Origin of the sequence: Methylobacterium sp. 285MFTsu5.1 (assembly GCF_000383455.1) — a bacterium.
Lineage (GTDB): Bacteria > Pseudomonadota > Alphaproteobacteria > Rhizobiales > Beijerinckiaceae > Methylobacterium.
In genome coordinates this window covers 36,535-48,971 of record NZ_KB911285.1, presented here as the reverse complement: position 1 = coordinate 48,971, position 12,437 = coordinate 36,535, and the positions used below count along the sequence as shown (strand labels likewise).

Sequence of the window (12,437 nt, the reverse complement as noted above, 5' to 3'; positions counted from 1 at the left end):
CCGGCGGGTCGGCAGGCTCGTTGCATGGGTGAGCGGCCCGCCGTCCCGCGCGGGCGCCCGAGATCGAGGGTCGGCCATGCGGCGACGCCCGTTCCTGTCCGGGATGTTCGCCGCCCTGTCGCTGGCCGGCCGCCCCGCCCGCGCCGCGGATACGGGCGTCGACCTCCTCCTCGTCCTCGCGGTGGACGTGTCGCTCAGCATCAGCGAGGCCCGGTTCGACCTCGAGCGCCGCGGCTACGCCGAGGCCTTCGGCGACCCGCGCGTGCTGCGCGCCATCGGCGACGGCTTGACCGGGCGCATCGGCGTCGCCCTGTTCGACTGGGCCGGACCCGGCGAGCAGCAGGTCGCGGTCGACTGGATGGTGATCGCCTCGGCGCAGGACGCGGCCGCCTTCGCGGCGCGCCTCCGCGCGGTGCCGCGGCCGTTCTACGGACGCACCGCCATCGGGTCCGCGATCGGTTTCGCCGCCGACCTTCTGGCCCGCGCGCCGTTCCGCGCCGAGCGCCGGGTGATCGACATCTCCGGTGACGGCACCGGCAATGCCGGGCGGCCCATCGCCGAGGCCCGGGACGCCGCCGTGGCGGCCGGCATCACGGTGAACGGCATCGTCATCCTCACCGAACCCGAGGGGATGCCGGCCTTCCTGAAAGAGCATACCAATCCGGCGGGCGGCCTGGCCGCGTATTACCGGAGCGTCGTGATCGGCGGGGAGGGCGCCTTCGTGATGACCGCCGAGAGCTTCGCGGCCTTCGGACGCTCGCTCATCGCGAAGCTCGTGCGCGAGATCTCCTGACCGTCACCCGGATCCCAGAGGACCGACCATCGATGCGCCTTGCCGTCCTCCAGTTCACGCACGAGACCGTCACGTTCCTGCCGAACGACACGACCCGGGACGACTTCATCTATCCCGGCTCACCGGCCGCCGGGGCCGCGCTGCTCGCCACCGATCCCAAGGGCTACATGGGCGGCTTCGTGCAGGTGGCGCGGGAGTACGACGGCGTCGAGCTCGTGGGGATCACCTCGCCGCTCTGGCCGCGCACCGGCACCGCCTCGGGCTGGATCACCGCCGACGCCTACGCGCATTTCCTCGGGCAGATGGTGGCGGAGCTGCGGGCGCAGGGCCCGTTCGACGGGGTCTATCTCGCCCTGCACGGCGCGATGGCGGTGCGCGGCGTCCCCAGGCCGGAGGCCGACATCGCCCGCCAGGTGCGCGCCGCGGTGGGCGAGGGGTCGATCCTGGTCGGGACCTTCGACCTGCACGGCAACGAGGACGCCGCCTTCCTCGACCACGCCGACATGGCTTTCGCGGTGAAGTACTTCCCGCATTACGACGGCCACCTGCAGGGGCAGCGGGCCGCCCGGATGCTGGTGCGCGCCGTGCGCGGCGACTTCCGGCCGGCGCACCGGACCCTCAAGGTGCCGATCCTCTCGCCGACCGTCGTGCAGTGGACCGGCGCCGCACCGTGGTCCGACCTCGTGCAGCGGGCCCTCGTCTGGGAGGCGCGCGAGCCGGACGTGTACGTGAACGTCTTCTTCGGCTTCCCGTGGGGCGACGCCCCGGACGGCGGGATGACCGTGCAGGCGATCACCGACGACGACCCGGCCCTCGCCGAGCGGGTGGCGCGGGATGTCGCGGATTTCGCGTGGCGGCAGCGGCGCGCGCTGCTCGAGGCGACGCGGATCCACACGATCGCCGACGGCGTGCGCCTCGCCCGGGCGGCGGTGGCGGAGGGCGCCGCCCCGGTGGTCCTCGCTGACCACAGCGACCGGTCGGGCCGGGCGACCTGGCTGCTGCGCGAGATCCTCCGGCAGTGCCTCGCCCGCACCCTGGTCGCCACGGTGGCGTCCCCCGACATCGCGGCGGGGTCCCTCGCGGCCGGCGACCCGTTCGACGCGCCGGTCGGCGGTGGCGGCGACCCGTCCGCGGGCGACCCGGTGCGCATCACCGGGACCGTGCTGCGCGTCGTCGCCGCGCCGGAGCCCGGCGTCGCCGGCAGCGGCGGCGGAGGCACCTGGATCTGCGTCGCGTTCGGGGCCGGCAACGTCCTCGTGCTGAGCCCGCAGCTCGCGCAGATCGTCGAGCCCGACGAGCTGTGGCGGCTCGGCCTGGACCCGGCGGATTTCGACGTCGTGGCGATCAAGTCGCGGGTGCATTTCCGGCGCGGCTTCGACGACAGCGGCTACGCCCGCACGATCCTGCTGGTGGAGCCGCCGGAGCCGTTCCTCGGCACGGTGCGCCTCGATCACCTCGCCTACGCGCAGATGCGGGCCGCCGACTTCTTCCCCTACGGCGACCCGCCCGGGCCCGTCCCGTCCGACCCGTGACCGGTCCGGCGGGGACGACAGGTGGCGGCCGCCGTCACCCGCCGGTGCTCGCCCCGCACGTGCGAGGGCGCTAGGTTCATCCCGTACGCGCTCGGTGAGGCGCGGCGAGGGAGAGACGGGATGCGGATTCCGGCCGACAGGCTGACCGCCTACGTGCGGGACATCTTCGTGCGCGAGGGCTGCGCCGAGCCGGAGGCCGAGCGCATCGGCCGCTTCCTCGTGGCGGCGAACCTCACCGGCCACGACAGCCACGGCGTCGTCCGCGTCACCCGCTACATCGAGTGGCTGCGCGCCGGCGAGGTCGAGGCCGGCCGCACGCCCGAGATCGTGACCGACGCGCCGAACTTCGCACTCGTCGACGCCCATTACGGGTTCGGGCAGACGGCCGGCCCCGTCGCCGTCGATCTCGGGATCGCCAAGGCGCGGGCGAACGGCGTCGCGATCATCGCCCTGCGGCATGCCGGGCATATCGGCCGGATCGGCGAGTGGGCCGAGCGGGCGGCGGCGGCGGGGCTCGTCTCGGTCCATTTCGTCAACGTGGCGGGGAGCCTCCTCGTGGCGCCGTTCGGCTCCGTGGAGCGCCGCTTCTCGACGGCGCCCTTCGCGGCCGGCTTCCCGGTTCCAGGAGGCGACCCGATCATCCTCGACTTCGCCACGTCGCTGGTCGCCGAGGGCAAGGTGCTCGTCGCCTCGAGGGGCGGCAAGCCGCTGCCCGAGGGCGCGCTGATCGAGCCCGACGGCCGCCTCAGCGCCGACCCGGCGACCCTGTTCGGCCCGCTGGAGGGCGTCGAGCGCGACAACCAGCGCGGGGCGGGTGCGATCCGGGCCTTCGGCGAGCACAAGGGCTCCGGCCTCGCGCTGATGTGCGAGCTATTGGCCGGCGCGCTCACCGGCTCGGGCACGGCCGGTCCCGGGCAGCGGCGGATCTGCAACGGCATGCTGTCGATCTACGTCACGCCGTCGGCCCTCGGCACCGAGGACGCCCTCGCCGCCGAGACGCGGGCCTATCTCGAGTTCTTCAAGAGCGCCAAGCCGATGCCGGGTGCCGAGGTCCTGCTGCCCGGCGAGCCGGAGCGGCGGATGCGCGCCGAGCGCCTCGCCGAGGGCGTGCCGCTGCCCGAACCCGTCTGGGAGACCCTTCTCGCCGCCGGCCGGCCGCACGGCCTCGACGGCAACGCCTATCGCACCTGAGCCGGGAACGACCCGGCACGACACCACGCTCGGCGGCGACCCCCGGCCTCAACGGGGGCGCCGCACGGACCGGGGACGCCATACCCGGAAGACGGGAGGAGCCCACGATGCCTCGCTTGCGCTGGCTCATGATCGGCCTCTGCATGGCCGCCAACGCCATCAACTACATCGACCGCGCCAACCTCGCGGTCGCCGCGCCATCCATGACCAAGGAACTCGGGCTCGACGCCACCGACATGGGCCTGATCCTGTCGGGCTTCTTCTGGACCTACGCGATCATGCAGCTGCCCTTCGGCTACGTGGCCGACCGGGTCGGCGCGCGGCTCTCCCTCGTCGTCGCGGTGGTCTGGTGGTCGGCCTGCACGGCGCTGACCGCGGTCGGACGGGGGTTCCTGTCCCTGCTCGGCCTGCGCATGCTGCTCGGTATCGGTGAGGCCGGGGCCTACCCGTCCTTCGCCAAGGTCGCGGCCTCGTGGTTCCCGCGCAGCGAGCGCAGCTTCGCCAGCAGCATCTTCGACAGCGGCTCCCGGGTGGGCTCCGCCCTGGCGATCCCGCTGGTCTCCTGGGTCATCGCGACGCTGGGCTGGCGGGAATCCTTCGTCGTCACCGGCGTGCTGGGCTTCGTCTGGGCGGTGTTCTGGATGTGGCTCTACCGCGAGCCCGAGAACCACCCGAAGGTGTCGCCGGAGGAGCTCGCCCGGCTCCGGGCCGCGCAGGAGCGGCCGAAGACCATCGACGCGGCGGACGCCCAGAACCAGGTGCCGTGGCTGTCGCTGTTCCGCTACCGCACGGTCTGGGGGATGATGGCCGGCTTCTTCTGCCTCAACTTCGTGATCTACTTCTTCATCACGTGGTTCCCGACCTATCTGGTCAAGGCGCGGGGCTTCTCCCTGGCGGAGCTCGGCACGCTCGGCAGCCTGCCCGCCCTGGCGTCGATCCCCGCGGGCTGGCTCGGCGGCTTCGCGTCGGACGCGCTCTACCGCCGTGGCTGGAGCCTCACCGCCGCCCGCAAGACCTGCCTCGTCGGCGGCATGCTAATGTCGTCGGTGATCACCCTGTCGATCATCGCGCCCAACATCTACGTGGCGCTGCTGTGCTTCGCGGTCGCCTACGGCAGCCTCGCCTTCACGGCGGCCTCGATTTGGGCGCTACCCGGCGACGTGGCGCCGACCCCGGCCCACGTGGCCTCGATCGGCGGCATCCAGAACTTCGCGTCGAACGTCGCCGGGATCGTGACGACGACCTTCACCGGCGTCATGCTGACGGTCACCCAGGGCTCGTTCGTGATCCCCCTGATCGTGGCCGGCGGGTTCTGCCTGCTGGGCGCCTTCATCTACCTGTTCGTGGTCGGCGAGATCGCGCCGCTGCCGGTCCGCGACGCTCGCGCCCCGGCCCTGCGCCCCGAAGCGGCGCGGTGACGGCGCGGTGACGGCGACCGGCGCGACGGCATCCGAGGAGAGACCGATGTCCACGTATCCCGTGATCACCCTCCGCCCCGCCGACGGCGTGGCCGTGGCCCGCGGCGCCATCGAGCCGGGAACGCCGGTCGCCGACGGCGTCGCGGCGGCGGAGCGGATCCCGGCCGGCCACAAGGTCGCGGTCCGGGCCCACCGGAGCGGCGAGCCGGTGACCAAGTACGGGCAGATCATCGGCTTCGCCAAGGCGGACATCGCGGCCGGCCGCCACGTCCACGTCCACAATCTCGGGATGGGCGAGTTCGCCCGGGACTACGCGTTCGGGGTCGATGCGAGGCCGACCCAGCTGGTGACGCCGCCCGCGACCTTCCAGGGCATCCGCCGCCCCGACGGGCGCGTGGCGACGCGCAACTACGTCGGCATCCTCACCTCGGTGAATTGCAGCGCGCACGTCGCCGACCTGATCGCCGACGCGTTCCGGCGGCACCCGATCCTCGGCCTCGAGCCGCTCGCCCCCTATCCCAACGTCGACGGTGTCGTGGCGCTGACCCACAAGACCGGCTGCGGCATGGCGATGGGCGAGCCGCTCCGGCTCCTGCGGCGGACGCTCGCGGGCTACGCGCGGCACGTCAACTTCTCCCACATCGTCATGATCGGGCTCGGCTGCGAGGTGAACCAGATCGGCGCCTTCCTGGAGGAGCAGGGGCTCGGCGGCCGGATCCGCAGCATGAACATCCAGAGCCTCGGCGGCACCCGGAAGACCGTCGAGGCCGGGATCGAGTTCGTGACCGGCATCCTGGCCGAAGCGAACGTGGTCCACCGCGAGCCGGTGCCGGCGAGCGAGCTGATCGTCGCCCTGCAGTGCGGCGGCTCGGACGGGTATTCCGGCGTGTCGGCCAACCCGGCGCTGGGGATCGCCAGCGACCTCGTGGTGCGGAACGGCGGCACGGTGATCCTGTCGGAGACCACCGAGACCTACGGCGCCGAGCACCTGTTCACCCGCCGCGCTATCAGCCCGGAGGTCGGCCAGAAGCTCGTCGACCTGATGCACTGGTGGGAGGAGTACACCCGCAAGGAGGGCTCGGAGATCGACGCGAACCCGTCGCCGGGCAACAAGGCCGGCGGCCTGACCACGATCCTGGAGAAGTCCCTCGGCGCCATGGCGAAGGCCGGCAGCACCAACTTGGTCGACGTGCTGCGCTACGCCGATCCCGTCACCGCCAAGGGCTTCGTCTTCATGGACACGCCCGGCTACGACCCGGTCTCGGCGACCGGGCAGGTCGCGGGCGGCGCGAACCTCGTCTGCTTCACCACCGGCCGCGGTAGCGTGTTCGGCTGCAAGCCGTCGCCTTCGATCAAGATCGCCACCAACTCGGCCATGTACCGTCGACTCGAGGAGGATATGGACGTCAATTGCGGCACGATCCTCGACGGCGCGGAGAGCGTGGAGCAGGCCGGCCACCGGATTTTCGACCTCATCCTGCGGGTCGCCGGCGGCGAGCGGACGAAGAGCGAGCAGTTCGATTTCGGCGCGTCGGAATTCGCCCCCTGGCAGATCGGCGCGACCGTGTGAGGGAGCGGGGCGCGCGCTCCGCCGTCATCGCGAGCGCAGCGCGGCGATCCGGGGAGGCGAAACTTCGGTGAGTGTGGCGCAGCCCTGGATTGCTTCGCTGCGCACGCAGAGACGGCCATTCCGACCGCCGTGCAGGCCTGGTCTCAGAGGTCGGTCCGGACCACGTGCGGGAAGCTCAGGATGAAGTCGGGGCCGAAGGCCGTGACCGGCGTGTGGAAGCCGGGCGCGACGGTGCCGGCAGCGACGCGGCGGGCCGCCTCCAAGGCGGTCCAGACGGTGAGCGTGTAGCCCTCGGGCGTCTCCATCCGGCTCGCCGCGCGGCGGCCGGCGCCGTCCCAGGCCTCCGCCAGGAAGGTGCTGCGGGCCTTCTCGCGCGCGGCGGCCGAAGGGCCCTCCGGCAGCCGGTCGATGCCGCGATTGATCAGGCGCTGCGCGGTGCCGCTCGCGATGATGCGGCGGATGCCGGCGGGCAGGCCGGCCGCCGCCGCCATGGCGGGGAAGGCCTCGAAGTAAACGTCTATGTTCGGGACGCCGGTCGAGTACCACGCGCTCGACACGTCGCCCCAGCCGAGCCCGACGGTCCGGCGCGGTCCCGTTCCGAAATCCGCGGTGGCGCGCGGCGGGCTCGGCAACTCTACGATGCGCCCGTCCCGGCGCACCCGCGTGCCCCAGGCGATGCCCTCCACCATGGTGCGGGCCGTGCCGCGGCTGAAGCCGCCGAACCCGCCGATGGAGATGCGCAGATGCGTCGCGCCGGGAACGCGGCCGGCCACGTGCGCGGCGAGGCAGTCGCTCGGCACCACGTCGAAGCCCGCCGCCGGCAGGAGGACGATGCCGGCCGCCTTCGCGGCCGCATCCTTGGCCGCGAGGGCCTCCAGCACCGCGATCTCGCCGGTGATGTCGACGTAGTGCGCGCCGGCGGCGAGGCAGGCCTCGGCCATCGGCCGCGCCGTCCGCGAGAACGGGCCGGCCGCGTGGATCACCGCCGCCACGCCCGCGAGGGCGGATTGCAGGCCCGCGGCATCGTCGAGCCGCGCGGCCCGCATCTCGAGGTTCAGCCGGGCCGCCAGCGGCCGCAGCTTCTCGGGATCGCGCCCTGCCAGGATCGGGCGCAATCCCTGCCCGACGGCGTGCGCGGCCAGGAGCTGCCCGGTATAGCCGGTGGCGCCATAGATCAGGATCGCGGTCATCCCGGGGTTCTGACACCGCTTCCGCCGGTGTCAAAGCGCGCGCCGCGTCGCCGCCCCGGATGCTAGGGCTGCGCCGATCCGATCGTCCCGCGGCGGGGATCTGAAACCCTCCGTCCCCGCCCGAACAGGAGCCGAGGCACGATGTACGAGCGTAACCTCCCGCCGCGCGCGCGCCGCGCCAGCCGCAGGATCGCCTGCCTTGGCGCTGTCCTCCTGGGTCTGGCCGCGCCCGCCCGGGCCGGTGACGGGTCGGTGGTCCTGAAGGCGCCGTCCGACGCGAGCCCCGGCATCGCCGCCATGCCGCAGATCGCCGCGCCGGCCGACGAGGCCGAGCGTCGGATCAACGCGGCGCTGAAGCGCCTCGACGCGCGGGCCCTGCAGGCCGAGCAGGCGTGCAAGGATCAGGGCGGGAAGAACAGCTCCTGGGAGCGCACCGTCCAGGCCCCGATGCGCGGCCCGCGCTTCCTGAGCTTCGTCATCTTCGACAGCGGGTTCTGCGGCGGCGCGCACCCGAACAGCGGCACGATGTCGATCGTCTACGATCTCACCACCGGCGCCCCGGTCGATTGGACGACCCTGCTGCCCAACTCCCTGACCGGCAAGCTCGCCCTGGCGGAGGGCCCGGGCGGGACCAAGATGGTGACGCTCGCGTCGAAGAGGCTGCACGCCCTCTACCTCGCGGGCTATCGCCCGAAGACGGGCGATCCGAAGGCGGACGACGCCGACAAGGAGTGCCGCGAGGCCGTCGCCGAGACCTATGACGGGCAGCCGCCGGCCATGATGGCGTGGCTCGACGCCAAGGCCGGTGGCCTCGCGGTGCAATTCGACCTCGCGCACGTCGTCCAGGCCTGTGCCGACCCGGTGGTGATTCCCGTGGCGACGCTGCGCCGGGAGGGCGCGCAGCCGCTCCTGGCCGTCGCGCTGGAATCCGCGCACGCGCAGGCCTCGAAGTGACGCGATCGGCCACAGCGTGTTCGGCCTCGACGCGGGCCCCCGACGGTGTAGCGTGAGTCCGCGACGGCGCGATGCCAGCGCGCCGTGTCCGAGGGGCGGCCCATGTCTGGATCCGGCGTTGTCGACGAGGCGGCCGTCGCGGCGAGCGGGCCTTTCGGCGCGTTCGCCGGCGGCCTGCCGGACCTGTCGCCCCTGCGGCGGGCGGTGATCGCGGCCTGCCGGCGGCCCGAGCGGGACTGCGTGCTCCCGCTCCTCGAAGAAGCGCGCCTGCCGCCCGAAGCGGCTCGGCGCGTCGCCGAGGACGCGCGTCGCCTCGTCGAGACCCTGCGGCGCCAGGGCACCCGCGGCGGCGTCGAGGGGCTGATCCAAGAGTACGCGCTGTCCAGCCAGGAAGGCGTGGCGCTGATGTGCCTCGCCGAGGCGCTGCTGCGCATCCCCGACGCGGCGACGCGGGACGCGCTGATCCGCGACAAGATCGCCGGCGGCGACTGGGCCGCCCATCTCGGGCACAGCCCGTCGCCCTTCGTCAACGCGGCGACCTGGGGCCTGCTCGTGACCGGCAAGCTGGCGGCGACCCGGGACGAGGCCGGCCTGTCGGCCGCGCTCACCCGGCTGATCGCCCGCGGCGGCGAGCCCGTGATCCGGACCGGCGTCGATCTCGCCATGCGGATGATGGGCGAGCAGTTCGTGGCGGGGCGAACCATCGCCGAGGCCCTGCGGCACGCGGCGCGGCTCGAGGCGAAGGGCTTCACCTACTCGTACGACATGCTCGGCGAGGCCGCCGTGACCGCCGAGGACGCCGAGCGCTACCGGCGCGCCTACGCGGACGCGATCGCGGCGATCGGCGCGGCCTCTGCCGGGCGCGGCGTGCTCCGCGGCCCTGGAATCTCGATCAAGCTGTCGGCGCTCCATCCCCGCTACGCCCGCGCGCAGCGCGACCGGGTCCTGGCCGAACTCTATCCCCGCGTGCGGGACCTCGCCCGCCTCGCCGAGGGGCACGGCATCGGTCTCAACATCGACGCCGAGGAGGCCGACCGCCTCGACCTGTCGCTCGACATCCTGGAGCGTCTCGCCGCCGAGCCCGATCTCGCCGGCTGGGACGGGCTCGGCTTCGTGGTCCAGGCCTACGGCAAGCGCTGCCCGTTCGTTATCGACGTGCTGATCGACCTCGCGCGGCGGTGCCGCCGGCGGCTGATGGTGCGCCTCGTGAAGGGCGCCTACTGGGACAGCGAGATCAAGCGGGCGCAGGTCGACGGTCTGGCGGATTTCCCGGTCTTCACCCGGAAGGTCCACACCGACGTCTCGTACCTCGCCTGCGCGCGCCGGCTGCTCGCGGCGCCCGACGCGGTCTTCCCGCAATTCGCCACCCACAACGCCCAGACCCTCGCGAGCATCGTCGAGATGGCCGGCCCGGATTTCCGGCTCGGCCAGTACGAGTTCCAGTGCCTGCACGGCATGGGCGAGCCGCTCTACGAGGCGGTCGTCGCCGGCGAGATCCTGCAGCGGCCCTGCCGCATCTACGCGCCCGTGGGCACCCACGAGACCCTGCTCGCCTACCTGGTGCGGCGCCTCCTGGAGAACGGGGCCAACACGTCCTTCGTCAACCGGGTCGCCGACAAGGCCGTGCCGGTGGCGGATCTGATCGCCGACCCCGTCGTCGCCGTCGAGGCCGCGCCGGATCCCGGCGCGCCGCATCCGCGGATCGCGGCCCCCCGGGCGCTCTACGGCCCGGCCCGCGCCAACGCGGCCGGGCTCGACCTCGCCGACGAGGCGGCCCTCGCCCAGCTGTCGGACGGGTTGGCGGCGAGCGGCCGCACCGCGTGGCGGGCGGCACCCTCGGGCGCGGACGACGCGGCGGCCGACGAACCCGTCCACAATCCCGCCGACCGCCGGGACATCGTCGGCTTATACCGGGCGGCGACGGCCGAGACCGTGGCGGTCGCCGTGGCGCGCGCGCAGGCGGGCGCGGCCGGCTGGGCGGCGACGCCGGCGACCGCGCGCGCCGCCTGCCTGCGGCGGGCCGCCGACGCCCTCGAGGCGCAGATGCCGCCGCTGATCGGGCTCGTCGTGCGGGAGGCGGGCAAGACCTGCGCGAGCGCCGTCGCGGAGATCCGCGAGGCGGTCGACTTCCTCCGCTACGCCGCCGCCGAGGCCGAGCGGACCCTCGGGGACGCGCACGCGCCGCTCGGTCCGGTCACCTGCATCGCGCCGTGGAATTTTCCGCTGGCGATCTTCGTCGGTCAGGTCGCGGCCGCCCTGGCGGCGGGCAACACGGTCCTGGCGAAACCCGCCGAGGAGACCCCGCTGATCGCGGCCGCTGCCGTCCGCGCGCTGCACGCGGCCGGGATTCCCGTCGAGGCGCTGCACCTCCTGCCGGGCGACGGCCGTGTCGGCGCCGCCCTGGTCGAGGATCCGCGCGTGCAGGGCGTGATGTTCACCGGATCGACGGCGGTGGCCAAGGGCATCCAGCGGGCTCTGGCGGAGCGGCTGAACCGTTTCGGCGAGCCGGTGCCGTTCGTGGCCGAGACCGGCGGCCAGAACGCCCTCGTGGTCGATTCCTCCGCGCTCGCCGAGCAGGTGGTGGCGGATGTCATCGCCTCGGCCTTCGATTCCGCCGGGCAGCGCTGCTCGGCGCTCCGCATCCTGTGCCTGCAGGAGGAGATCGCCGACCGGTTGCTGCACATGCTGAAGGGCGCCCTGCGCGAGCTGCGGGTGGGCGACCCGCGGGCCCTGCCCGTCGATGTCGGGCCGGTCATCACCGCCGAGGCCGCCGACCGGGTCGTCGGACACGTGGCGCGGATGCGCGCGCGGGGCTTCCCGGTGGAGCAGTTTCCCCTGCCGCCCGAGGCCGGCGCCGGGACCTTCGTGCCGCCGACCCTGATCGAGATCGGGGCCGTCGCCGATGTCGAGCAGGAGGTGTTCGGGCCGGTGCTGCACGTGCTGCGCTACCGCCGCGACGGCCTCGACGCGCTCCTCGCGGCGATCGACGCGACCGGCTACGGGCTCACCTTCGGGCTGCACAGCCGCATCGACGAGACCATCGACCGCGTCCTCGACCGCGTGCGGGCCGGCAACCGCTACGTCAATCGCAACATCATCGGCGCGGTTGTCGGCGTGCAGCCCTTCGGCGGCTCCGGGCTGTCGGGGACGGGCCCGAAGGCCGGCGGCCCGCTGGCCCTCGGCCGCCTGCTGCGACGCGCACCCGCCGCCGCCCGCGACGGGCTGGCCGCCGACGATTCGGCACTGCGTCCCTACACGGCGTGGCTGCGCTCGCGGCACCGGCACGACCTCGCGGACAGGCTCGAATCCGTCCGCTATCCCAGCCGCGCCGCGATCGCGCTGGCCGGTCCCGTCGGAGAGCGCAACCTCTACGCGCTGCGTCCCCGCGGGCGCGTCGCGGCTGTGGCGGCGACCGAGACGGCGCTCCTGCTCCAGCTCGGCGCGATCCTCGGCACGGGCAACGCGGCCGTCGTCATCGGGCCGGACGGGCGCGATCCGGTCCTGGACGGTCTGCCGGAAGCGTGCGCGGCGCGGGTTGCCCGGGCGCCGGACCTCGACCGCGCGGGCGCGATCGCCGGGGTCCTGTTCGCGGGCGACGCCGACGACCTGCTGGCCCTGAACAGGGCCGTCGCGGCCCGCGAGGGCGCGATCCTGCCGATCCAGGCCCGCTGCCCGGAGGCGCTGGCGGCCGGCGACCTCTACGATCCGGCCGGCCTGGTGGAGGAGGTCACCACCACGATCAACACCGCGGCGGCCGGCGGCAATGCCAGCCTGATGAGCGTCGGGTGA

Annotated in this window: 8 protein-coding genes; 7 read left to right on the top strand and 1 reads right to left on the bottom strand. The window is 73.6% G+C overall.

Features of this window, described 5'->3' with window-relative positions:
• Positions 1-76 precede the first annotated feature (76 nt).
• The 5 genes from H288_RS0121195 to H288_RS0121175 all read left to right on the top strand — a co-directional run bounded on the left by H288_RS0121195 (position 77) and on the right by H288_RS0121175 (position 6,504).
• Positions 77-793 carry a DUF1194 domain-containing protein gene (locus H288_RS0121195; protein ID WP_020094581.1) on the top strand — a complete coding sequence of 239 codons (717 nt, stop codon included), beginning with the start codon at positions 77-79 and terminating at the stop codon, positions 791-793.
• A gap of 32 nt (positions 794-825) precedes the next feature.
• Complete coding sequence (locus H288_RS0121190; protein ID WP_020094580.1) at positions 826-2,325, top strand: M81 family metallopeptidase; 1,500 nt, start codon at positions 826-828, stop codon at positions 2,323-2,325.
• A 120-nt stretch (positions 2,326-2,445) separates the two neighbouring features.
• The gene (locus tag H288_RS0121185; protein ID WP_020094579.1) at positions 2,446-3,516 is read left to right on the top strand and encodes a malate/lactate/ureidoglycolate dehydrogenase; all 1,071 of its coding nucleotides are present in this window, start codon (positions 2,446-2,448) and stop codon (positions 3,514-3,516) included.
• Between the two features lie 107 nt (positions 3,517-3,623).
• The gene (locus H288_RS0121180) at positions 3,624-4,934 is read left to right on the top strand and encodes an MFS transporter (protein ID WP_026605164.1); all 1,311 of its coding nucleotides are present in this window, start codon (positions 3,624-3,626) and stop codon (positions 4,932-4,934) included.
• Positions 4,935-4,980: 46 nt separating this feature from the next.
• Positions 4,981-6,504: an altronate dehydratase family protein gene (locus H288_RS0121175; RefSeq protein ID WP_020094577.1), complete on the top strand. Its 1,524-nt coding sequence runs from the start codon at positions 4,981-4,983 to the stop codon at positions 6,502-6,504.
• Positions 6,505-6,647: 143 nt separating this feature from the next.
• On the opposite strand, the gene H288_RS0121170 is transcribed toward H288_RS0121175, so the two are convergent.
• Positions 6,648-7,694 (bottom strand): saccharopine dehydrogenase NADP-binding domain-containing protein, encoded by a 1,047-nt coding sequence (locus H288_RS0121170; RefSeq protein ID WP_020094576.1) that lies wholly within the window; start codon positions 7,692-7,694, stop codon positions 6,648-6,650.
• A gap of 141 nt (positions 7,695-7,835) precedes the next feature.
• On the opposite strand from H288_RS0121170, the gene H288_RS0121165 reads away from it, so the two are divergent.
• Positions 7,836-8,648 (top strand): hypothetical protein, encoded by an 813-nt coding sequence (locus H288_RS0121165; protein ID WP_020094575.1) that lies wholly within the window; start codon positions 7,836-7,838, stop codon positions 8,646-8,648.
• Positions 8,649-8,750: 102 nt separating this feature from the next.
• Complete coding sequence (putA, locus tag H288_RS0121160; RefSeq protein ID WP_020094574.1) at positions 8,751-12,437, top strand: trifunctional transcriptional regulator/proline dehydrogenase/L-glutamate gamma-semialdehyde dehydrogenase; 3,687 nt, start codon at positions 8,751-8,753, stop codon at positions 12,435-12,437.